The following is a 23,171-nucleotide window of genomic DNA, read 5'->3' on the forward strand; positions in this document are numbered from 1 at the left end:
TGTTTACATATTCATGGTAACCTAAATTAAAAATATGTCAACTCACAACAAATATTTTGCTCGTTTGGGACCTGACCTGTCAGAGAACCTCGCTATCGCATTGGTCAGAGGACTGTCGTCAACGGTGAGGCTGACGCTCACCGGAAGCCTCACGCGCAATTCATCAAGGGCACTGACCATACAGGTACAGTGTGAGCCTTCTTGCTGTGATAGGTAAAATTTTTCCGCTCGATGCCCCCCTTGGGCGATCGAGTCAAACCCTTGCAGTGCAAAAGTTTTGCCTCACTCCACCGCACCGGCCCGCCCGCAGCAGCCGACTCAAAAAACAATTTTTGTAAAAAGTATTGACACAATTGAGTGAGTCAGCTATATTGATGGACGTGTGAGGAGCGAACCAGAAGAAGCACCGAGACGAAACACGGCCAGTCGTCGGTGCTTTTTCTGTTGAAAGGCATTTTTAAGAGTTTTAAATTATCTATAATTCACATCCAGAATATCTGTAAGCCCGCCCCGCCTTCTTCATTTCTTCCTTAGCGTTCTAGCGCTAACGCGCCGCTTCGCTAACGCGTCGAAAGCGGTTCGTTAAATCAATCTTCTGATGCTGCAAAAAAAGTAATTGACTGGACTTGAACTCAAAAAATCCGAAAGTGTGGATTTTTTTTTCTAATCAAAACTTGATTGCAGAGAACTCAAAACTAGACAGTTATATAGTAAAGAGTGGATGAGTCGGGGCGGATTTATCTAGATTTTTTCCAGATGTCGGCAAACCCGCCCCTGCAGTATTTGTGCTAGAAATATCAACGATCGCCCAAAACAAAATGTTCGATCGCAGCAGCCACCCCGTCTTCCTCCACATCCGGCGCCACCCAATTAGCACTAGCCTTCACGCCATCAGGAGCATTGCCCATCGCCACGCCCACACCCGCGTAGGCAATCATTTCTAGATCATTAAAATTGTCGCCGATCGCCATCACGTTCGCCGCCTGCCAACCCAAAAATTCCTCCGCTAAATACTGCACGGCCTCTCCCTTATTCGCCAAAGGATGCGTAGCTTCAAAAAAAGTAGCAACCGATCGAGTCAAATAAAGCTCCGCAGGCGTGTAGCGCAGCCGCATACTGCTGAGCAAGCCGTCGAGTACCTCGGGATTCTGGCACAAAGCTAAAACTTTCGTCGGTTCCCCCGGAATATCTCGCCGCAAATCTTTAATCACAATTGGTTCAATGCCCGATCGTTCGGCATAAAGTCGGGTAGCTTCGGTAATTTCCGGCACGTAAAGTTTGTCGTCAATGTAGAAATGGATCGAAAGGAGCGATCGCAAATGCGGTTCTTCCAAAGAATCTAACAGTCGCAGAGCAGTTTGTTTCGATAGCGGCAAATGCCTGAGCCGCTTTTGAGTAGCCGGATCTTGAATCCAGGCGCCCTGGTAGCAAATCAGCGGCAATGTTGAGCCGATGTCGCGGTGAAAACGCAAAGCCGATCGGTACATCCTGCCCGTAGCGATGGCCACTTTCACTCCCCGCGACTCTGCAGCCAAAATTGCCTGCTTGACGGATTCTCGGATGTCATTTGACAAACCTGCGATCGTGCCGTCGATATCTAGTACCAGTAGTTTAATCTCTGCGGTGCCAAAAGCGCGATCGGCCGCAGTCGCTGGATTTGAGGCAGTTATATTCTGCATGATTGTTTTTAGATTTTAGCTGTTGATTTGCACGCACCAGTTTATTTTGGCACTGCCGGGATAGCAAAGTGTGCCTTAGGATTTTTTGAAGACTAAGATATATATAAGTAAGTAAGCGCCAAAATCAATAAGAGCGAGGATGGGCCCGGAGGGGCGGGTTTAGCTAATATCACAAGATACAAGCCAGCATACTGCTACAAAACCCGCCCGACCCATCTAATGTTTATTTGCAACCACTTACTTAATATCCCTAAGAGCCGCCCGTAAACTGGCGTAATAACCGCCCTCTACCTGCGTTATGTATTCCCACTTACTTAAGTAGACCACTTTCATAAAATCCTGCAACTGGAGGCCATATCTAAACCATTATGTCATCATTCATTTTCACTTCTTCAATCTCAAATCTCAAATCTCAAATCTTCAATCGAAAATTTCAAATTTTCAATCTCAAATCTCAAAACTTCAATTTTCAATCTTCAATCTTCAATCTAAAATCTAAAATCTAAAATCGTTATGATTACCATTCCGGGATACCGCATTGACAGAGAACTTTATACAAACTCTCACGCAGCTATTTATCGAGGGATGCAGCTTAAGGAACAAAAACCCGTTATCCTCAAAACTCTCACGTCGCCCTACCCTACCCCAGCGCAAATAGCTCAACTCCTGCACGAATCCGAAATCCTTAAAAGTTTGAATTTACCAGGAACATTCAAGCTTTACAAAATAGAAAAATACAATCACTTTCCGGTTTTAGTGTTAGAAGATTTTGGCGGCATTTCTCTAAAAGACTTTCTCAGCAACAACCAGCTAGAGTTACAACAATTTCTGCAGATTGGCATAAAACTAGCAGAAACTATCGGGCAACTCCACGAACACCACATCATCCACAAAGATATTAAACCCAGCAATATTATTGTCAATATCGAGACAGGAGATATCAAAATTGCTGATTTTGCGATCGCCTCGCTGCTACCAGGCGAAAATCAAGCCCTCAGCCATCCCAATTTACTCGAAGGAACCCTCGCCTATATGTCTCCCGAACAAACCGGACGCATGAATCGGGCGATCGACTACCGTACCGATTTTTATTCTTTAGGCGTCACTTTTTATGAAATGCTGTGCGGCGAATTGCCTTTTTATGCGATCGATCCAATGGAATTAGTACACTGCCATATTGCCAAAAAGCCAGTTTCTCCTTATAAGAAGAGAAAGCAGAAAATAGAAAGTAGAATCAATCAAGCAGAAATCGGCGAGATTCCTCAAGTCGTTTCCGATCTCGTAATGAAACTCTTAGCAAAAACCGCCGAAGATAGGTATCAAAGTGCTTTCGGACTTGCGTGGGACTTAGAAAATTTTCTTGCTCAACTCCAAACAACGGGCGAAATTTCTCACATCACCCTCGGCGAGCAAGATCAATTAAGTCACCTGCAAATTTCCCAAAAACTTTACGGGCGAGAAGCCGAAGTTAATCTGCTGCTGAGTACCTTCGATCGCATCAGGCGAGGAAATACAGAAATCGTCCTGATTTCCGGTTCTGCCGGTCTGGGCAAATCCTGCTTAGCCTATGAACTCTTTAAGCCGATAGTGCAGGAAAACGGGTATTTTATTGACAGCAAATTTGAGCAATTTAAGCGCGATATTCCCTACGGTTTTTTGCTCCAAGCTTTTCAAGAATTGTTGCGGCAAATCCTCACAGAAACTGCCACCCAACTCCAAGTTTGGAGAGAAAAAATATTAAAGGCCCTCGGCGGCCACTGCCAAGTAATTATTGACGTTATTCCCGAAGTAGAACTGATTGTCGGGCCGCAACCCCCAGTGCCAGATTTAGGAGCAAATGAATCTCAAAATCGCTTTAATTTAGTATTTCAAAAATTTATCCGCGTCTTTACTCAAAAAAAACACCCGCTGGTAATATTCCTCGACAATTTGCAGTGGGTCGATTCAGCATCACTCAAGTTAATACAACTGCTAGCAACTGACCTCGAAATTCAATGCTTATTAATAATTGGAGCCTATCGAGAACAGGAAGTAGATGCAAATCATCCCGTAATGCTGACTGCAGAAGCAATTTCCCAAGCAGGCGTGACTGTGAGCGCGATCGCCCTTTCGCCTTTAGATATTAACAGCGTCAATCAATTCGTTGCCGACACTCTGAACTGCGCACCAGAAAAGTCGCTAACTTTAGCAGAATTGCTCTTCAAACAAACCGCAGGAAATCCATTTTTTTTGAGTCAATTTATGAAGTCTCTTTACTCAAAAAAATTGCTCCTGTTTAAATTTAAACCATCGCAAAATTCCGTCGAGCGAACCGAACCTAATCATTCTGACTGTACCCAAAAAATCCCAGAACGATTTGTGAACAAATGCCAACCCAAAGGCGAGTGGCAGTGGGATATCGAGCAAATAAAAGAAATGGGAATAACTGACAATGTTGTAGAATTAATGATAGACAACATTCATAAACTTTCAGAGAATACCCAAGAAATGCTCAAATTAGCTGCTTGTATCGGCAACAAATTTGATTTAGGAATTCTCTCGACTATCAGCGAAAAACCTCTAGCTTCCGCAGCAACCGACCTCTGGGAAGCACTTCAGTCCGGCCTGATTTTGCCCGTAAATAACGCCTACAAAATTCCGATTGCACTAGCAGCCAACACAGAATTAATAGACCAAATATCTAGAGACTTTACAGATGAACTGTCCCTACCAGTTGGTGATGCTGCTGGTGCGACTTACAAATTTTTGCACGAGCGAGTGCAGCAAGCAGCTTACGCTTTAATATCCGACTCTCACAAACAAGAAATTCATCTCAAAATCGGCAGATATCTGCTGCAAAGTGCCCATCCAGAGCAATTAGAAAAGCAGATTTTTGAGACTGTTAACCAACTAAATGCAGGCAAAGAAATCATCAGCAGTGAATTAGAAATATTTCAATTGTGCCAATTAAATTTAATGGCAGGCCGCCAAGCAAAAGCAAGTGGAGCTTACGAACTCGCCGTCAAATATTTAACCGCAGGTATTGAACTGCTTCCCCCGGAAAGTTGGCAAACTGACTACGAATTAACTCTTGCACTCTACGAGTCAGCGGCAGAAGCAGCTTACCTGAATACGGAGTTTGAACAAATGGAAAAATGGGCAGAAATTGTCCTGCAACACGCAAAAAATGAACTAGATAAAATCAAAGTTTTTGAAATCAGAATCACAGCTTGTGCGATGCAAACCCAACTCCAAAAATCGGTAAAAATTGGTCGGCAAGCACTAAAAATGTTAGGAATAAACTTTCCCGAAGCGCCTAGTCCCCTCCACATTGAGGAAGCATTGACCCAAACCGCCGCTTATTTTACCGAAAAAAATATAGAAGATTTAATTAACTTGCCGATCGTGATAAATCCGCGCAAATTAGCAACAATGCGCGTGCTTTCCAGTATGTTTTCAGCTACGCTTATAGTTGAACCTTTGCTGCTGCCCCTGATTGTATGTGAGCAAGTTAATTTATCTATTAACTACGGAAATTCTGCTTTTTCAGCCTTCGGTTATGCTCATTACGGAGCTATTTTAAAAGGAATATTTAGAGATCTTGACTCGGCAGACCGCTTCGGGCAATTAGCTTTAGATTTGCTCGCTAAATTAAATGCTGTAGAGTTTAAAAGCAAGACGCTTAATTTAGTAGCATTCATTTGGATGCACGGCAAGCATCACGTTAAAGACACTTTACCGCTGTTAGAGGAAGCCTATCAAAGCGCGCTAGAAAATGGTGATTTAGAAGGTATCGGATATTCTGCAGTAAATATTTGTCACTCTTTGTATTTCATCGGTCAAGAATTGCCACAACTCAAACAAAAAATGGCAAATTATAACCATTTGCTGTCTCAACTCAAGCAAGAAACGGTATTGACTTGGAATCAAATATATTGGCAAACAGTTTTGCAATTAATGGGAAACTTAGCAACTTCTGAAATTTTATTAGGTGAAGCTTACAGCGAAGAAAAATTGTTGCCACTGCTGTTAAAAGTTAACGATCGGGTAGGACTCCAGCACTTTTATTTACAAAAATTAATATTAGCGTATTTATTTGGAAATATCGAGCAAGCGCTAGAAAATGCAGCGCAAGCTGAAGTTTATTTAGACGGAATTGTGGGCTTTATTAATGTTCCTGAATTCCATTTTTACGATGCTCTGGCGCGACTAGCAGCATATCCATCTGCAACGAAGGAAGAACAAGAAGAGCATCTTTATTACGCGACAGGTCACCTAAAAAACCTGCAAAAAAAAGCGTTTTTTGCCCCGATGAACCTTCAGCACAAATGCGACTTGATCGCCGCAGAAAAAGAGCGAGTCTTGGGCAACATTGTGAGTGCAATGGAATATTACGACTGCGCAATTCAAGGCGCACAAGAAAACGGATACATACAGGTACAAGCACTTGCAGCAGAATTAGCCGGAGCATTTTATCTATCCATAGGACGATCAAAAATCGCTAAAACTTACTTGACAGAGGCGCATTATTGCTATCAGCGCTGGGGAGCAAAAGCCAAAGCAGCGCATTTAGAATCAAAATACTCGAAGTTGCTAACTTCAGCCTCGATTTCAACTAATATCGAAACTCACAAATCTACCAGTAGCGCTTCCACTACGAGCGACAGTTCAGGCGTGCTAGACTTGACAACAGCAGTGAAAGCATCGCAAACCTTGGCTGGCGAAATAGTTCTAGACAAACTGCTGGCAAAACTGATGAAGATTGTTATTGAAAATGCCGGGGGGCAAACAGGCTTTTTAATACTAGAAAAAGACGGTCAATGGGTGATTGAAGCATCAGGATCTGTAGATGTCGATAGCGTTACTGTCATGCAATCAATTCCTATAGATTTTGGAGCCGAGGATCGAGAAGTAACTTTGCTGGCAGTTGCAGTTGTCAACTACGTCATTCGTACCCAGGAAAGCGTAGTTTTAAACGATGCCGCCCGCGAAGGACAATTTACTCGCACACCCTATATCAATGGTGTTCAACCTAAATCAATTCTTTGCACTCCTTTAATCCATCAAGGCAAACTCAGCGGCATTATATATTTAGAAAACAATCTGACTACAGGCGCTTTTACCCCAGATCGGTTAGAAATATTAAAACTGCTGTCTTCTCAAATTTCTATCTCGATCGAAAACGCCCAACTTTACGCCAATTTGCACCAATTCAATCAGAATCTAGAAAATTTAGTACAGCAGCGTACCTCCGCTCTCTCCCAAACTTTAGAGCACTTAAAATCCGCCCAAAATAAATTGGTAGAATCGGAAAAAATGGCCGCCCTCGGAGGGTTGGTTGCAGGTGTTGCCCACGAAATCAATACTCCCATCGGCATCGGCATCACCGCCGCCTCCCTGCTCGCTGAAAAAGTCACAAAATTTGTTGAGCTTTACACCAATGGCCAAATTAAACGCTCTGAGTTAGAAAAGTTTCTGGATACCGCCATGCAAAGCAGTAATATGATCTTATCCAACCTGACCCGGGCGGCAGAATTGATTCACAGTTTTAAAGAAGTGGCAGTAGATCAGTCGAGCGAATTAAAACGAACGTTTAACTTAAAAAACTATCTAGAGGAAATTTTGATATCCTTAAGTGCCAAACTCAAAAGAACTAAACACAAAATAGAGATTAAGTGCGATGAAAATATTGTACTCAACAGTTACCCAGGAGTGCTGTGTCAAATTGTGACAAATCTGGTCTTGAATTCCCTAATTCACGCTTACGATAGAGAAGACGCAGGAATTCTGACCTTTGATTTCCAACTACAGGGCGATCGCCTAATATTTGAATATGCCGATAACGGCAAAGGAATTGCCCCAGAAAATCTCAGTAAAATTTTTGAACCGTTTTTTACTACCAAAAGAGCTCAGGGCGGCACGGGATTGGGAATGCACATTATTTATAACCTTGTTACTCAAAAACTAAAAGGCACTATTCGCTGTGAAAGTCAAGCCCAAAAAGGCACAAGATTTATAATTGAATTTCCCGCTAAAATGAGCAATTAGTTATTATACAGCCAGCATAAATATAAGTTGTATTTAGGAGGATGATAAATGTCACAAACTAGTAAAAACCTGTTGGCTGGGGGCGATGACGAATTAACAGCGGCGGGCGACGATGAATTAATATTTGCCGAAGAAGACGAGGTGGAAGAAAAGCCGATAGAAGCCAGTTGGAAAATATTAATTGTAGACGATGAAATAGAAATTCACAATATTACAAAACTAGCCTTAAAAGACTTTACATTTGAAAACAAGCTCATCACATTTATTAGCGCTTACTCAGGCAAAGAAGCCAAAGAAATGATCCAAGCCCATCCAGATATAGCATTGATTTTACTCGATGTAGTTATGGAAACAGAAGAGGCAGGCTTGGAAGTAGTAAAATACATCCGCGATATTTTAGACAATCAGATAGTGCGGATTATTTTACGCACTGGACAGCCGGGACAAGTCCCAGAAGATGTAGTAATTGTCAGCTACGATATTAACGATTACAAAACTAAAACAGAACTGACAAACAAAAAGTTATTTACGACGGTAGTAACAGCACTGAGAGCATTTCGCTCCCTGACTCAAATCGAAGCCAGCAAAAGCGAACTCGAAAAAATTGCAGCAGCTTCCGCCCGCTTTGTCCCCCGCGAATTTTTAAGATTTCTTAAAATAGAAAGCATTGTTGATGCGAGATTGGGAGACTCTGTACAGGCAGAAATGACGATTATGTTTGCAGACATTCGCTCATTTACAAGTCTTTCAGAAAGTATGTCTCCCCAACAAAACTTTGATTTTATCAACTCTTACTTAAGCCGAGTTGGCCCAGTTATCCGTCAGTACAATGGTTTTATCGATAAATACATTGGTGACGGGATTATGGCTTTGTTTCCTAACAGGGCTGAAGATGCTGTGCAAGCAGCAATTGAGATGCAGCACCAAGTTAAAATTTATAACATACATAGGCAAAATAGCGGCTATCAACCTATTGCACTCGGCATTGGTTTGCATACGGGGACTTTAATGTTAGGTACGATTGGCGAAGCGGAACGAATGGAAAGTACGGTGATTTCTGATGCCGTTAATTTAGCTTCCCGTGTGGAAGGATTGACAAAGCTTTATGGAGTTGGTATTGTAGCTAGCGTGCAAACCCTTTGCCGGCTAGACGATCCTCAACATTACAAGTGCCGGTTTCTCGATCGCGTTCAAGTAAAAGGAAAAAAAACACCTGTTGGTGTCTTTGAAATTTACGACGGCGACTCGGAGACAATGATCGACCTAAAATCACAAACTCAAACTTATTTTGAACAGGGAATTTTTTTATACTACCAGCAGCAATTCGCGCAAGCAAGGCGAATGTTTCGGCGCGTATTGCAAGTCAACAAGTCTGATAAGGCAGCATCTTTTTATGCAGAACGCTGCGGTATATTGATGAAGAATGCACTAATTATGACTCTGGAAGAAATTGAAATTTAGTTAAGGGTAATGGGTAATGGGTAATTTATTATTGATAATTAGTAGTTTTTATTTCTTCCCTCGAACCTCTTCCTTCTATCTTCTCCCTTCTCCCCCATGCGCTTAAAATCCCTTGATGTTTTTCGCGGAATTGCGATCGCCTCGATGATTCTAGTGAACAACCCAGGCAGTTGGGAACAGGTGTATCCGCCGCTAGAACACGCAGAATGGCACGGCTGTACGCCGACAGACTTAGTATTTCCCTTTTTCCTGTTTATCGTTGGCTGCGCGATGTCTTTCTCGCTGTCAAAATACACTCAAACTGCTAAAAAATCCGGCGCCGCCAAATCCCAGTTGTTAGAAACAGAGGCACAAAAAAACGCTGATAAAAAACCTGCTTCCTGCTTCCTGCTTCCTGCTTCAAATATTTACTGGCGAATTGCGCGCCGCGCTGCGATTCTATTTATATTAGGATTGCTGCTAAATACATCTTCGATCGCCCTTGACGTACTTCTCAACAGCGCCCCCGTGGAAAACTTCGGTAAAATCCGCATCATGGGAGTATTGCAGCGCATCAGCTTAGCTTATTTTATCAGTGCGATCGCCATTCTCAACCTTTCCCCCCGCCATCAAAAACTGCTCGCTGTTGCCGTGCTTTTGGGCTATTGGGGTGCATTAACCGCATTTGCTGTAGGGGGGTACACTGCCGGCGCCCTCACGCCAGAAGGAAATTTAGGAGGATATGTCGATCGGCTAATTCTCGGTAGCCAACACCTGTACAAAGGCGGCCCCTTCGACCCGGAAGGATTGTTGAGTACCTTACCCGCAGTTGTCACAGTCCTGATCGGCTACTTTACCGGAGAATGGCTGCGAGTACAGCCAATCAAAACCCGCACCAGTATCAACTTAGCAATCTGCGGCCTCAGTTGCGTGGTAATCGGCCACTTGTGGGGATTTTTATTTCCGATCAACAAACAACTTTGGACAAGTTCTTATGTAGTTTTTACTGCTGGTTGGGCCTTGCTATTGCTAGCAGCTTGCTACGAAACAATTGAAGTGCGAGGTTGGCAATGGGGGAGGCCGTTTGAAATCATGGGATTGAATGCAATTTTCCTGTTTGTCGCTTCTGGTATTGTCGCCAGAATTCTCTTAAAAACTCATATCGGCAGCGGGGAAACTGCTCCAACTACCTACACTTGGATTTATGAAAACTGGTTTGTACCGTGGGCGGGGCCGCTGAATGGTTCCCTAGCGTTTGCCGTGACTGCGGTCTTATTTTGGTGGTTAATTTTGTATGGAATGTACCGCCGTGGTTGGGCGATTAAAATTTGAGTAGTTTGGTATGTAGTGGATATAACTCTTTTATGGGTAACGCCCGATCTACTTAAATCGGAGTGTGCCAGGTGCCAGATACTTGAAAGGCAGACTTCCTATGGCAAGTAGTAGTTAGTGGGGCTTGACATACAAAAGCCTTTTGCAGTAATATACACCCATAAAAGTTATCCTCCAACTAGTATATAAAAACTTATCAACAAAGTAGTAGTCATTTAAAAAGAGAAGAGGTGAATAGTTATGGCAAGAATGATTCCTAAAAAATTATCATCAAGAACTCAGAGCTACGCAGAAAAGACTCTCTTCCAAATTTTTGAAAAAAATCTGAGTGATGATTACGTTGTTTTTCATGGAGCCTGCTGGCAGCACATCGGATATGTCATTGAAGATAGGGAAGCTGACTTCATCATTATTCATCCCGATAGAGGTATTCTTATAGTAGAAGCTAAAGGAGGGAAGATAAGCTACGATCCCGTAAACATGGCTTGGTATCAGAACAAAGACAAGATGAAGATATCTCCTTTTGAACAAGCCAAACAAATTAAGTTTAGATTTTTGAAGTTTCTCAATAAATACAACGAATTTGAAAATAAAGATTTTTGTATTGGACATTGTGTGGCTTTTCCTGATATTGATGACGTGGTAAACAATCTACCCTCTGAAGCACCTCAAGAAATATTACTTTTACGTCCTCAGTTAGGAAATATTAGTGGCTGGATATTTTCTGTTTTCGATTACTACTATAAAGCAGAGAAAGTTTTTATAAAACTTGGAGAGCAGCGGACAGATTCAATCATTAACCTCATATTTCCCAGTACAGTGTTAAAAAAATATATTGCTAATGATATTGGTGAAAACAACCAAGAAATTCTTCAATTAACAGAACAGCAATTCGATATCTTGAATAATTTGTCGTTCCATCTTCAGTGTATTGTTCTGGGCTGTGCTGGTTCAGGGAAGACTCAGTTGGCAATAGAAAAAGCAAGAAGGTTATGCCAACATCTGGTTAAAACACTTGTAATTTGTAAATCTAATAACCTTTCCCTTTATCTCGCTGCTTCTTTACAAGATGAAATTAAAAGTGGGTACTGTATAGTTTCGAGTTTTGAAGAAATATACCCAAGAAAATCTCAGTTAACATTTGACTTTACAGCAATTATCCTTGATGAAGGACAAGATTTTGAGTTTAAGGAAACTAATTATTTGAAAAAGTTGATTCCAGATGATGGGATATTCTACATTTTCCAAGATAGTAATCAAAAAATTTCAAAAAATGCAAATAAATTTGCCCTTCAAGTACACCCGACTGTTTTAGATAAAAATTGTCGAAATACTGACAAAATATTCAAATATGCAGAGCCATTTGTCTCCTGTACTCATGCAATAAAGAGTTCCTTAATGAAAGGAATAGATGTAGAGTCTCGGGTATATGAAGATACAGACGACATATTTATTTTCTTAGAAGAAGATATTACCAATCTAGTGAATAATCATCATGTTTCCCCCAATCAGATTGTCATATTAACTGATATGTATTTATCATCTAAGTCCATACTTTCACAATATTCGCATATCGATCGTTTTGAGCTTAAACCCTATTCATTTAATAAAGATAAAAATACTATTCAGTGGTCTAATATAGGGATGTATAAGGGCTTGGAAAGTGATGTTATCATGTTATTTTTTGAAAAAGAAAAGAAATTGATACCAAGCAATTGGGATATCGCAGACAGATATGTTGGAGCAACAAGAGCAAAAAGCTTTCTTGTTGTTTATGAACCTCCCGATCGAGATATTGACTTTTAAGATTGGAATTTTACTGAGAATTCAAGCCTTCAGATTCATATTCTATTTCACTCTCTTCCAAAATCTCTTCAAAAGAAGCTAACCGGGGAGAATGATTTTCATATAAAGTTCCTATCTGATAAACAGCCTGTTGGATCGGTTTTGGTATTGGACGTTTTAAGTTATGAGAGACAAAGTCTTGCAAATGTCCATGATCGCCATCTCTTCTGAAAATCAGATAGTAAGCATATAGACAATTCAACTGCAATGCGATACAACTAATTTTCATTAGCTTAGTTATATGTTCAATAATTCTATTTCTGAGTTTTGTATTTATCCCTATTCTTTCTATATAGGTTAGCGCCCCCTTTCGTGGCTTAACCAGGTGATGAATAATTATAGTTTTGATAAAAATATTAACATCTTTATCATCAAATACTTTAAAAAGATATTGAAAGCTGATTTTTTGAATATCATTACTATAATCTAGTGCTATAAATTTTACAAACAACCAAGAGTAACTCTTCCAATATTTTGGGTACTTTTTGGACAATATATACAAACATTCCATCTGCTTAGTAAATGTTTGATTTTCTAATTTTGCATTCAGTTTAATTTTATTCATAAAAATACAGAATTTTTCTGCTTTATCTTCATCAAAATCGTCTATTTTTAGAACTTTTTTGGGATATTTTGAAAAATATAATTTCTCATATTGGTTGCTTGCTTTTTGAGGATCAATTTCTTTAATAATTTGGGTTTTATCTAGCTTTTTTTCGGGCTTATTTTGAGGATAATCCTCTTCTTCACACGGCCTTCCATAAACTCCACTTCTATTTGAATGTTTGATGAATTCAATGATTTTTTCTTGAGCTTCTATAATTTGGGTTTTGGAAGTATTTAAATTTAGTCCTATTTTTAGCAGAAATTCTTGTAAAATTATTAAAGCTTTTAATGATTCATTTTTATTGTTGGTAAAAAAAAAGCGAAAATCATCTACATATCTGCCAAATTTTACACCTAAATTAAATAAGGCTTCCTCAACTTCATGTAGTAATATATTGGTTGGCTATAAAGCCTTCGGCTGAATTGCCGATCGGTATACCTTGGGTATTGTATGTTTCACATAATTTTCCATCCACTATTGAATTGTAACAACTTGTGAATTTCAACGTCTTACTAAAGAGAATTATAAAATGACTTTCATTACTTATGTTGAGTTTTCGGGAAATTGCTGACAGGAGATATTCATGAGATATAGAATCGTAAAAAGATGAAATGTCTGTTTTAAGCAGACAACTGCTATTTTCGACTTGGGCTAATTGCCAAGCTATAAATTCTTTAAATCCTTCATAGTAAGGCTTATATAAATATCCCTTGGATTTCTGATTTTTTTCAAACTTTCTATCAAAACGATGTGAAAAGCAATTCCGAACAAACATAAAATCCAATAATTCAGCTAAGACAGATACAAAAATAAATTTGATTACTAAGTCTTTGAAGGGAGTGTATATCATTCTCCTGAAGAACATATCTGATTTGGGCAGATAAAATGAAAATGCTGTTTCGGGTTCATATAAACTGGGATATTTAAGAGAAATTTTAATTTCTTTAAATAGTTTTTTTTATTTTGTCGGTAGTAAGTTATTTCAATAAAGTTGCAGTAGGCATCTTCTTTGATTTGGTAGTAAATAGCATAGACATAGGCTCTTTCAAAAACTTCTTTTTTCTTGAGATGTTCAATCCAAAAATCTTTATTCATTAGTTTGATTGACTTAATGTTACCGATGAGCAATTCATTCAATGGGTCACGGCAAATCCAGAACGGCGGAGGGCATTAACGGAAGGATTGCCGATCGCACTTCTAATGATATGAGATAAGGGCGATCGATCTTCCGATCGGAACACCAGTTTAGGTTAAATTTCAAGGCAGGATGATGTATTATGCCGACCACTGCTCAAGAAATCTATATCCAAGTTGTCCGCACTTTATTACTAACAGAGCCGCTGCGCTGGGCAACTCTTATCCTCAACGAGTTATCACAGCCAAATCTCGCTCTAGTCGAGCCAAGTGATACCTGGACTGAGGAAGATTGTCTTGATGTCACAACCTTTTCTTTGCAATACGCAGCTACTATCGTTCATAACGACCCCGACATTTGAGGGGGAAATCTTGTGTCATCGGCACTCGGGTCCCGATGAAAACTCTGCTTGATTGTCTCGAAGCTGGTGATTCGCCCTGCGGAGTTTCTAGACCATTTTCCTAGTGTCAGCGCCGATCGAGCGATTTGAGTTCTGGCAATGATACGATCGCCACATAACAACGTTGATTGATGTCGACTTCCTCAACCTCGATCGCGCTTGGATCGGATTTCCGATCGCATCCCCGCCACAACTTCCACAAATTACCGCCCCAACCCCGCCCAGCTAAAGGATTTTGCCGATTTCTCGATCGCGCGCCACCCCTCCCTAACTATAAATGAACCCAAATCGCTAAAATTAAAAAAAGATACGTAATAGGCAGGCAGGCGTCAATGATCCCAACAGTTATAGAACAATCCGGTCGCGGCGAACGCGCTTTTGACCTTTACTCGCGACTCCTGCGCGATCGCATCGTCTTCTTGGGCCAACAGGTTGACTCAGACTTGGCTAACCTGATCGTTGCCCAATTGCTATTTTTAGACGCCGAAGATCCGGAGAAAGATATTTACCTCTATATCAACTCCCCAGGGGGTTCGGTAACAGCAGGTATGGGCATTTTTGACACGATGAACCACATCCGCCCCGACATTTGCACTATTTGTCTCGGTTTAGCAGCCAGCATGGGCGCTTTTCTGTTGAGTGCCGGCGCTAAAGGCAAGCGGATGAGTTTGCCTCACTCCCGGATTATGATCCACCAACCTCTAGGCGGAGCTCAAGGCCAAGCAACCGATATTGAAATTCAGGCCAAAGAGATTTTGTACCACAAACGCCGCCTGAACGAACATCTTGCCAACCATACCGGTCAGCCGCTTTCCCGGATTGAAGAAGATACCGAACGGGATTTCTTCATGTCTGCTGAAGAAGCAAAGGACTACGGATTAGTCGATCAAGTGATCGATCGCCGTCCTTCTGCCAGCAGACCGATCGCCGCTGTCGTCTAAATGAAAAGTTAAAAATCAAAAATGGGGAAATATTCTTCATTTTTGATTTTTAATTTTTAACGGTCATATAGCAGTTTTCAGTTGAGTGAATTAATTACAGATATCGGGCGCTGGACACGGCGCCGTGCCCGGTGTCACTACTGTATTTCATAGAATTGAAAACTGCTATATGTAGCTTTTTTTCAAAAAAACACAACACTTAGAAACCCGTTTCTGTAGGGTGCCCACGGATCACCCTACATAATTACTAAGGCAAAGATTCGAGATATTGCAGGAAGTCGAGCAATTCTTCTTGATTTAAGAAATGGCGCGCTTCTTTGCCATAACCTTGTTTGAGATAATCTTTTCCTTGGCTGGGAGTCCACTTCAACCGCTGGATTTCCTCAGTGGTTCTGCTGTAGATTTCCAGATATTCTAGGAAGTCCACCAACTGTTCGCTAGAAAGCTCTCTCTGGGACGACTTGCCGTAATTGTGTTCGAGACAGTCAGTTTCTTGTTTCTTAGTCCATTTCAAGCGCCTGAGGATTGCCTCTATATGGGCGATCGTATCAGAATTATCCTCGATCGCATCGCTCGGGATTCCCACCGCGATCGGTTGCAATTCCCTGACTTGGGCCGCACCCTGTAGCAGTTCACTTTGGCTAGCAGTCGGCACATCCAGTTGGGCGATCGGTTCGCCGTAGCTGGAAGAAAGCCAAGCGTCCGAGTCTAACTGCTTCGGTACAAATCCAGTAGCCTCCGCCCGATCGACCGTTGGCGGCAGCGGTTCCGCTACAGGTGCGATCGGCTCTTCATTTAATTTCGCTTCCGTCTTGACAAAATTGCTGGGATGTGGTAAGGGCAATTTGTCGGCAACAGGCATTTCTAGAACAGGAAGAGGAGCAAGAGCAGGCCCAAGCGGAACGGGAACAGCATCGGTCGGGGGAACGGGAACAGCAGCAACCGGAGCAACCGGAGCAACCGGAGCAACCGGAGCAACCGGAGCGGGAGAAACACTGGCGCTGGGACGATCGGGCGCAGCAAATCCGAGGACAGCGATCGCTCGCAACCGGGCGCGGTCTTCAGCATCCTCAACAGACTCAGCAGCAGACATAGCCGTAGCAAGAGTTTGGCCGTCAACCTGAACCAGACAGCGAACAACAAACTTACCGTGATGAACAGTCAGCAACTCACAGATTAACTGTCCAGCGGGATAAAGGGCGCGAAATTCAGCAAACATAATTTTTTGACCCCGAAACCAGAAGGGGCTTATGACTTAAGTGTAGTACAGCCCTAAGAAAACAATTTTCTGAAAGCACCTATTCAACATACAATAAATTAAAGGTGAGTCATCCGCGCAACCTTTCACGCCACTAAACCCCATCCCACATCCAGCGGTTTAAGCTAACAAGCATCGGGCGTCATTTCTACCTATAGGAGATGACACAGCAACTAGCAAAAGTAGTAAAAGTCTCCGGTTTTGTGTACCTTGCACTTTCTACAGCACAGATTGCTCCCGACCCGCTCGTTGCACCTCCGTCCGCAAGGGCAGATCGCGTGCAAAAAACAGGGGCATCGCAGCAGCGAGGTACTAGCAATTTTGCCTCGATCCGGTAAATTCTTTGCTAAAGCAAGAGGCAAGAGGCACTTCAAAAGGAAGAAGGAACAAGGCAGAAGGAACAAGGCAGAAGGAAGAAATGCAAATTTTCTCGCTCTCAATCTCTCCATCTGCTCATCCTCGACTCAAGCCATTGCTTTCAGTATCGAGCCATCTTTTAAGAACCGACAGGGGCTTTCTAATTCGCGAAGTGCTCGGCGCTGCTGACCTAAAAGCAAACAAACCAACGCTAAAAAATTGTATTGGGTAATAGCGTGCGGGACTGTTTTCTGAACCGTCAGCAGTCAGTTCAAGACAGACAGCAGACAATTAGCACGAAGCCGGTGTCGGGAGAGAATATCAAAAAATCCTCGCGCTCAAACAAGGTGGCTGTGCTCGCGTCTCCACCTATTAACCCGTGCAGTTGTTGGGAAGCAGGCACAGCTTCCGGCCCGAGGGGGTGCGGCTGATTTCGCCAAAATAAGACTAATTGCTGGAAACAAGAGGATCGATCGCTACATGGAATTTTCTATCGCTGCACTGCTGGCAAATTTTACAGAAGACAAATTAGTGGCCCCTAAAGCATTGGAGAAAAAACTCGACTGCAACGACGCCACCAGTCAACTCAAACTTCAAATCGCATTAGAAGCTCTAGAGAAAATTGGCATATTAGTCAAAGACAAAGGCCGCTATCGCCGAGTAGCTGAAGACGACGTAGTAGAAGCAAAACTGCGCTGTTCGAGCAAAGGATTTTGCTTTGCTATTCAAGACGCTGAAGGCTCAGAAGACGTTTACGTGCGGGAAAGTCACCTCTCGACAGCTTGGAATGGCGATCGAGTCTTAGTCAAAATCATCAAAGAAGGTAGCCGCCGCCGCTCGCCCGAAGGCGAAGTCATGCTCATCCTCGAACGCGCCAACCCCTCGGTACTGGCGCGAGTCAAGCAAACATCCACTCCCACCGGCCGCCTCAGCTACAGAGCAATCCCCCTGGACGATCGCCTGCTGTTTGAACTAGACTTGCTCCCAAACGGCACAAATCTCCAAGAGGCGATCGACCACCTAGTACACGTCGAAGTCAAACGCTACCCCCTCGGCACCCATCGACCAGTCGGCAAAGTCGTACAGGTACTCGGTTCCGACGCCGAAGCCGCTGACGACCTCGACATCGTATGCTGCAAACACGACTTGCCGCGATCCTTCCCCGCCGCCGTCATCAAAGCAGCAGAAAATTTGCCCAGCAAAGTCAAAAAAACCGACATCAAAAAACGGCTAGACTTGCGTAACATCCTGACTGTTACCTTCAGCAAAAACGAACCGGCAACAACCAACAGCGAAAACGATGCGGCCCAAGCCCAGGAGGAAAATCTCTCCGAAGGAGCAGCCGAAAACGAGTTTGACCCGACATCATTCCTGTCCGATCCGCCAGTGGAACGCGCTTTGTCGATCGAAACCCTGAAGTCCGGCGGCTGGCAAGTAGGAATCCACATCAGCGACGCCGCCGAGTACGTACAGCCAGAAACCCCGATCGACCGCGAAGCCCGCAAGCGAGGCACTGCCGCCCATCTGGGAGAAAAAATCATCGCCGTACTGCCAGAAATCCTCAACGAGCGCTGCTCTCTGCTGCCAGATACCGAACGGCTGGCCTTCAGCATACTGCTCACCGTAGACGAATCAGGAGAACTCCTAGAATACGAAATTCAAACCAGCGTCATTCAAATTGACTACCACCTCACCTACCAGCAAGCTCAAGCAATTCTCGAACCAGGCGAGGCCCAAGAGCACCCTTTATCCTCCGCCCTCCGTCCTTTCCTCGATCAAATAGGGGCGGCCTCAAAGGCTGCCAGACAGGCAAGGCTCAAGCGGGGAGCTTTTGAACTAAATTTGCCCGACGCTAACTCTCACTTCGACGACGAAGGCGAATTAGGAGCTTTTGCAGTCGCTCCCCCCGCCCAGTCGGCGGTCTCCGAGTTGGTTGTACTCGCCAACCAAGCTGTCGCCACTCACCTGCAAGCCTTGGGAGTCCCAGCAATCTACCGCGTCCAGCCGATGCCAGACCCGGCAGACATTCAAGAGTTCATCAAACTCTCGAACAACCTCGGAGGCGAACTGTATCTCGAAAGCGAAGAAGAAGTTCTGCCCTTTGACTTTCAGCGATTTACCCAGCAGTTTGCCGGGCTCAAGTCCGAAAGAGTTCTCACCTATCTGCTAGAGGACACCATGAAGCCCGCTGTTTACAGCACAACTCCCAAGCCGCACTTCGGTTTGGCGCTGTCAGAGGGTTACACGCGCTGCACTTCGCCGCTTTCCCGCTACGCCGATTTGCTGGTGCTGCGGGTGTTGCAAGCGGTGTTCGAGCAAGGCCGCAGCAGCCGCACAACACGGGCTAAGGAAAAAGTTGACTTGCACCATTCCTCCTGTCACGGTCAAATTACTTGGAACGTTCTCCCCCCAGACTTGCACCACGAATTTGAGACTGAGTTTGCATCGGTAGTAGTACACCTAACCGAACGCGAAAGAGTTGCTGAAGACGCTGAAAGCGATTTGCAGGGATTGAAGAAAACCGGATTGATGAAAGAACGCACCGGTCAAACTTTCCAGGGTTTGATTACTGGCGTGCAGTCTTACGGTTTCTTTGTGGAAATTGAGGTGCGGCCGCCCGAGAGCGACATCTTGCGTGTTGAGGGATTGGTGCACGTTTCTTCGCTGAAGGATGACTGGTACGAATATCGATCGCGCCAGCAAACTCTGGTGGGCCGCAAAAACCGCAATCAGTACCGTTTGGGCGATCGGGTAGAAGTTCAAGTCAAGAGTGTTGACTACTACCGCCAGCAAATTGATTTAGTTGCAGTTGGTGGTGGCAGCCAAGCTTTTGATGATGATGAATAGTTAGCTGACAGTTGACAGTTGACAGTTAACTTTTATCAATACTTAGTTGTCACGATCTAGCAACTAAGTATTAATAAGTTGGCTGCCAACTATACTCAGCAATCATCAAAAAATAATTAAGGGCTAATATCCAATCCGGTAGCATCGTCGGGCATCAAATCCAGTCAAAACTCAACAATCACGGACGGTGCAACCTGAATTTATATAATTTATCTGCGTTAATCTGTGTTAATCTGCCTGTATCTGCGGTGAAAAAAAGAGAATTTGTCGGACCGCAGATGACAAGGGATTGACGCTGATACACGCAGATTAAGAGAAGAGATAAATGAAGAATTCCGATGCTAACAGATTTGATATAACAACTAATTACTAACAACAGTCAGCCGTCAACTAACAAATAACTAATGACGAATAACTACCCCCTCATTGTAGGAGTTACCGGTGCATCAGGACTGATTTATGCGGTGCGAACTCTGAAGTTTCTCTTGGAGGCCGATCGAGCTATTGAACTGGTCGCTTCTAAGTCTACTTACATGGTTTGGCAAAGCGAACAGAACATCCGAATGCCTGCAGAACCGACTCTGCAAGAGGAATTCTGGCGGGAACAAGCAGGAGTACCCACAGCAGGTAAACTCCGGTGTCATCCGTGGCAAGATGTCGGTGCTAATATTGCTAGTGGCTCGTTTCGCACCCAAGGGATGATGATTATTCCCTGTAGCATGAGTACACTAGGCAAGTTGGCGGCTGGCTTGAGCTCGGATTTGCTCGAAAGAGCGGCCGACGTTCAACTCAAGGAAGGGAGAAAATTGGTACTTGTGCCTCGGGAAACGCCTTTTAGCTTGATTCACTTGCGGAATTTGACTACCTTGGCAGAAGCTGGAGCTAGAATTGTGCCAGCGATTCCCGCTTGGTATCACAATCCGCAAACTATTGAAGATTTGGTAGACTTTGTGGTGGCTCGCGCTTTAGACCAGTTGGGGGTTGATTGCGTTCCTCTCAAACGCTGGAAGGAAGAGGATTAATAATTAGTCATTAGTCATTAGTTATTAGTCATTAGTCATTTACAAATTAAAATTTGATATGCGTCCTGTTTTTTTGCTAGTGATTGTGGTAGGGCTAACTATTTTTGCCCTGCAAAATGTGGAGCCGGCTTTATCGCTGGTGTTTTTGGGTGTTCGATCGCCTGCTGTGCCCTTATCTATCTGGATTTTGCTGAGCATGGCGGTGGGAGCTCTCACATCTTTATTGATTTCTGGTTTGCTCGCTTTTTCAAATTATCTATCTGCAACGCGAGACCGCACCGGCCGATCGAGTCGCAGCCGTCCCGATACTTTCCCAGAGGACAGCAGAACGCCTTACACGCCACCTCCCCCTCCTAGAAAACAGGAAATTGACCCGGCTTTGAATAGGGAAAATAGTCAAACTCAGGCTGCTGGTTCCTACCGAAGTGAGTACGGCACGTCGGCGGGTTACAGTGCCCGGACTTTCTACCAAGAAACTCCGAACCCGGATGCGGTCAAGGATTACGCTCAATCGGGGACTTATCAAACGGCAGATGATGAGGACGATTGGGTTTCTGATGGCTCAAAATCCGGCTCTCAAGACGGCGATGATGATTGGGGGGACGATCGCGATTTTTCCGCCGAGCCTGGGGTAAATGACGTTGCAGGGGCAAATCCGAGGGATTACGAAGCTAAACAGGAACCCAAAAGCCAGTCTTGGGCTGGCTCGGTATACTCTTACGGCTATCGAGATCCAAACCAGTCTGGGGTGGGGCAAACTGAGTCTGTATACGATGCAGACTATCGGGTGATTGTTCCCCCGCAAGAGGCGATACCTAACCCCGCCGATGGAGTACCGAAAAATCCTAGTGCAGAAACAGAGGATGATTGGGGATTGGATGAGGATGATGAGTTTGAGGAGGACGATAGCTCCAGTGGCGGCTCGATTAACCTGAAAAAATAGAAAAATATGGGAGGATTTGGCGGTGGATTTGTTGAGGGGAGCGAATATCTATCTCGTTGGGATGATGGGTGCGGGAAAAACAACGGTGGGGCGGCTTTTGGCAAAAACATTAAAATACCGTTTTTTTGATACTGATGAACTAATTGTTCGAGTTGCTAATCAGTCAATTGCTGAGATTTTCGATCGAGAAGGGGAAGATGCTTTTCGGGAACTGGAAACTAAAGTGCTCGGTGAGTTGTCTGCTTATAAAAATTCGGTCGTGGCTACCGGCGGCGGCATTGTGGGGCGATCGATGAATTGGGGTTACTTGCACTACGGTGTAGTGGTTTGGCTGGATGTCCCTGTAGATCAACTGTACGCTAGACTCGGTTCGGACACCGCTCGACCCCTACTGCGGGAGGGGGAGCTCAAATCTAAGCTGCAAAGCCTTTTGAACGAGCGAGAGCGTTTCTACACTCAAGCAGATGTCCGAGTTTGCATTCGTGGAGGCGAAAAACCTGAAGAAGTGGCGCGTCGGGCGATCGAGGAAATCAAAAAAGTTATCAAACCAGAAACCGCGCCCGAGCTCAATTGATACATTCACAAACCGGGTTTCTGAGAAAATAACAGGTTTCTAAGGACTTTTGATATCAGTTCCAAAAAATAATACAAACAGACGCAAGATCCAAACCACAAGCTTCCTCAGTCATTCCCAAAATCTAAAATCTAAAATCTAAAATCTAAAATCGTAGGACTTCGCTAAAAATAGTGGTTTTTGCCGCTCGTGTGTCCGTTTAACCGCCCCATGTTTGGGAATCAACCGGGTTTGAGTGGATGCGATGCGTAAGTTTTATAAGTATGAGGATGTGGCGATGCGGAGATTTTCTACAAAAACTAATGGCAGACTCGTCTGATGCGTTAAAGTCGGCTATTGAGTTCTCCCTAAAAATAAAATGGCCCCACCGCTGACGGGCTGTAGGGCGCAAGGACAGTTAAACGCTAACTTGATTGTCGGGAAATTTAGCATTGATGCTATCCTCCTATGTGACGATTTTACGATCGTCCATTCACTCATCAACTTTCCCGTATCAAAAAATGTAACCCAGCACCGATCGAATTCAACCTGTCCTATTCTAAAAACAATACCTCATGCATTCTGACGAGCAGCTCTCTAAAGCTGCTTTTTTATTGCGATCGAGTTTTTGGCTGCCTGAGTTGCGGGATCTTGCAAATAACATTTTGAGCAACAGTCGCTACACCTCAATACTGCCATAGCGGTTTTTAGTTCCACTCCAGGTTTGTCGGTAATTGGTAATTGGGAATTAGTAACGCGCAACGGGGAATCGACCATTGACAAGC

General features: G+C 43.7%; 18 protein-coding genes. 12 read left to right on the top strand and 6 right to left on the bottom strand.

All coding sequences use genetic code 11. From position 1 onward, the window contains the following. Positions 1-149: 149 nt before the first annotated feature. Together QUB56_RS03370 and QUB56_RS03375 are read right to left on the bottom strand one after the other, a co-directional pair. Positions 150-329, bottom strand: coding sequence for a hypothetical protein (locus QUB56_RS03370; RefSeq protein ID WP_332953171.1), 180 nt, complete (start codon positions 327-329; stop codon positions 150-152). A 468-nt stretch (positions 330-797) separates the two neighbouring features. Next, positions 798-1,679, bottom strand: a complete 882-nt coding sequence (locus QUB56_RS03375) for a Cof-type HAD-IIB family hydrolase (protein WP_332953173.1) — start codon at positions 1,677-1,679, stop codon at positions 798-800. A gap of 513 nt (positions 1,680-2,192) precedes the next feature. Here QUB56_RS03375 and QUB56_RS03380 point away from each other — a divergent pair. The 4 genes from QUB56_RS03380 (at position 2,193) to QUB56_RS03395 (ending at position 12,284) form a co-directional block, all read left to right on the top strand. Next, entirely contained in the window at positions 2,193-7,706 is a 5,514-nt protein-coding gene (locus QUB56_RS03380) for an ATP-binding sensor histidine kinase (protein WP_332953174.1), read from the top strand. A gap of 48 nt (positions 7,707-7,754) precedes the next feature. After that, a complete protein-coding gene (locus QUB56_RS03385; RefSeq protein ID WP_332953176.1) occupies positions 7,755-9,167 on the top strand; it encodes an adenylate/guanylate cyclase domain-containing protein in 1,413 nt (470 codons plus the stop codon). Between the two features lie 96 nt (positions 9,168-9,263). Next, positions 9,264-10,478 carry a heparan-alpha-glucosaminide N-acetyltransferase domain-containing protein gene (locus QUB56_RS03390; RefSeq protein WP_332953178.1) on the top strand — a complete coding sequence of 405 codons (1,215 nt, stop codon included), beginning with the start codon at positions 9,264-9,266 and terminating at the stop codon, positions 10,476-10,478. 240 nt (positions 10,479-10,718) lie between these two features. Then, positions 10,719-12,284 carry a nuclease-related domain-containing protein gene (locus tag QUB56_RS03395; protein ID WP_332953179.1) on the top strand — a complete coding sequence of 522 codons (1,566 nt, stop codon included), beginning with the start codon at positions 10,719-10,721 and terminating at the stop codon, positions 12,282-12,284. A 10-nt stretch (positions 12,285-12,294) separates the two neighbouring features. Here QUB56_RS03395 and QUB56_RS03400 read toward each other — a convergent pair whose 3' ends face one another. Further along, complete coding sequence (locus QUB56_RS03400; RefSeq protein ID WP_332953180.1) at positions 12,295-12,888, bottom strand: hypothetical protein; 594 nt, start codon at positions 12,886-12,888, stop codon at positions 12,295-12,297. 888 nt (positions 12,889-13,776) lie between these two features. Then, positions 13,777-14,025 carry a hypothetical protein gene (locus QUB56_RS03405; protein WP_332953182.1) on the bottom strand — a complete coding sequence of 83 codons (249 nt, stop codon included), beginning with the start codon at positions 14,023-14,025 and terminating at the stop codon, positions 13,777-13,779. Positions 14,026-14,207: 182 nt separating this feature from the next. Here QUB56_RS03405 and QUB56_RS03410 point away from each other — a divergent pair, with 182 nt between their 5' ends. Both QUB56_RS03410 and QUB56_RS37085 read left to right on the top strand, forming a co-directional pair. Beyond that, complete coding sequence (locus QUB56_RS03410) at positions 14,208-14,426, top strand: hypothetical protein (RefSeq protein ID WP_332953184.1); 219 nt, start codon at positions 14,208-14,210, stop codon at positions 14,424-14,426. After that, entirely contained in the window at positions 14,423-14,530 is a 108-nt protein-coding gene (locus tag QUB56_RS37085; protein ID WP_445243303.1) for a DUF433 domain-containing protein, read from the top strand. Before QUB56_RS03410 ends, QUB56_RS37085 begins: the two co-directional genes overlap by 4 nt. Before the next feature lie 2 nt (positions 14,531-14,532). On the opposite strand, the gene QUB56_RS03415 is transcribed toward QUB56_RS37085, so the two are convergent. Then, entirely contained in the window at positions 14,533-14,667 is a 135-nt protein-coding gene (locus QUB56_RS03415) for a hypothetical protein (protein ID WP_332953185.1), read from the bottom strand. 130 nt (positions 14,668-14,797) lie between these two features. Between QUB56_RS03415 and clpP the strand changes: the two genes are divergently transcribed. After that, entirely contained in the window at positions 14,798-15,406 is a 609-nt protein-coding gene (clpP, locus tag QUB56_RS03420; protein WP_332953187.1) for an ATP-dependent Clp endopeptidase proteolytic subunit ClpP, read from the top strand. 247 nt (positions 15,407-15,653) lie between these two features. On the opposite strand, the gene QUB56_RS03425 is transcribed toward clpP, so the two are convergent. After that, the gene (locus QUB56_RS03425) at positions 15,654-16,625 is read right to left on the bottom strand and encodes a hypothetical protein (RefSeq protein ID WP_332953188.1); all 972 of its coding nucleotides are present in this window, start codon (positions 16,623-16,625) and stop codon (positions 15,654-15,656) included. Positions 16,626-16,825: 200 nt separating this feature from the next. Between QUB56_RS03425 and QUB56_RS03430 the strand changes: the two genes are divergently transcribed. From QUB56_RS03430 to QUB56_RS03450, 5 genes are all read left to right on the top strand, one after another. Continuing rightward, entirely contained in the window at positions 16,826-17,002 is a 177-nt protein-coding gene (locus QUB56_RS03430; protein WP_332953189.1) for a hypothetical protein, read from the top strand. Between the two features lie 499 nt (positions 17,003-17,501). After that, on the top strand, positions 17,502-19,868 hold the full coding sequence (locus QUB56_RS03435) for a ribonuclease R family protein (protein WP_332953190.1): 2,367 nt from the start codon (positions 17,502-17,504) through the stop codon (positions 19,866-19,868). 404 nt (positions 19,869-20,272) lie between these two features. Then, positions 20,273-20,890 carry a flavin prenyltransferase UbiX gene (locus tag QUB56_RS03440; RefSeq protein WP_332953192.1) on the top strand — a complete coding sequence of 206 codons (618 nt, stop codon included), beginning with the start codon at positions 20,273-20,275 and terminating at the stop codon, positions 20,888-20,890. Between the two features lie 58 nt (positions 20,891-20,948). Continuing rightward, positions 20,949-21,833 carry a LapA family protein gene (locus QUB56_RS03445; RefSeq protein WP_332953194.1) on the top strand — a complete coding sequence of 295 codons (885 nt, stop codon included), beginning with the start codon at positions 20,949-20,951 and terminating at the stop codon, positions 21,831-21,833. A gap of 22 nt (positions 21,834-21,855) precedes the next feature. After that, positions 21,856-22,407, top strand: a complete 552-nt coding sequence (locus tag QUB56_RS03450; RefSeq protein WP_332953195.1) for a shikimate kinase — start codon at positions 21,856-21,858, stop codon at positions 22,405-22,407. Positions 22,408-23,171: the final 764 nt, after the last annotated feature.

The organism is Microcoleus sp. AR_TQ3_B6 (assembly GCF_036702785.1).
In the GTDB taxonomy this organism is placed as follows: domain Bacteria; phylum Cyanobacteriota; class Cyanobacteriia; order Cyanobacteriales; family Microcoleaceae; genus Microcoleus.

What these genes read in the sequence shown, in the direction of transcription:
- QUB56_RS03375 (WP_332953173.1), bottom strand. Translation starts at nt 1,679, where the DNA reads ATGCAGAATATAACTGCCTCAAATCCAGCGACTGCGGCCGATCGCGCT.
- QUB56_RS03380 (WP_332953174.1), top strand. Translation starts at nt 2,193, where the DNA reads ATGATTACCATTCCGGGATACCGCATTGACAGAGAACTTTATACAAAC.
- QUB56_RS03385 (WP_332953176.1), top strand. Translation starts at nt 7,755, where the DNA reads ATGTCACAAACTAGTAAAAACCTGTTGGCTGGGGGCGATGACGAATTA.
- QUB56_RS03390 (WP_332953178.1), top strand. Translation starts at nt 9,264, where the DNA reads ATGCGCTTAAAATCCCTTGATGTTTTTCGCGGAATTGCGATCGCCTCG.
- QUB56_RS03395 (WP_332953179.1), top strand. Translation starts at nt 10,719, where the DNA reads ATGGCAAGAATGATTCCTAAAAAATTATCATCAAGAACTCAGAGCTAC.
- QUB56_RS03400 (WP_332953180.1), bottom strand. Translation starts at nt 12,888, where the DNA reads ATGAATAAAATTAAACTGAATGCAAAATTAGAAAATCAAACATTTACT.
- QUB56_RS03405 (WP_332953182.1), bottom strand. Translation starts at nt 14,025, where the DNA reads ATGAATAAAGATTTTTGGATTGAACATCTCAAGAAAAAAGAAGTTTTT.
- QUB56_RS03410 (WP_332953184.1), top strand. Translation starts at nt 14,208, where the DNA reads ATGCCGACCACTGCTCAAGAAATCTATATCCAAGTTGTCCGCACTTTA.
- clpP (WP_332953187.1), top strand. Translation starts at nt 14,798, where the DNA reads ATGATCCCAACAGTTATAGAACAATCCGGTCGCGGCGAACGCGCTTTT.
- QUB56_RS03425 (WP_332953188.1), bottom strand. Translation starts at nt 16,625, where the DNA reads ATGTTTGCTGAATTTCGCGCCCTTTATCCCGCTGGACAGTTAATCTGT.
- QUB56_RS03430 (WP_332953189.1), top strand. Translation starts at nt 16,826, where the DNA reads ATGACACAGCAACTAGCAAAAGTAGTAAAAGTCTCCGGTTTTGTGTAC.
- QUB56_RS03435 (WP_332953190.1), top strand. Translation starts at nt 17,502, where the DNA reads ATGGAATTTTCTATCGCTGCACTGCTGGCAAATTTTACAGAAGACAAA.
- QUB56_RS03440 (WP_332953192.1), top strand. Translation starts at nt 20,273, where the DNA reads ATGACGAATAACTACCCCCTCATTGTAGGAGTTACCGGTGCATCAGGA.
- QUB56_RS03445 (WP_332953194.1), top strand. Translation starts at nt 20,949, where the DNA reads ATGCGTCCTGTTTTTTTGCTAGTGATTGTGGTAGGGCTAACTATTTTT.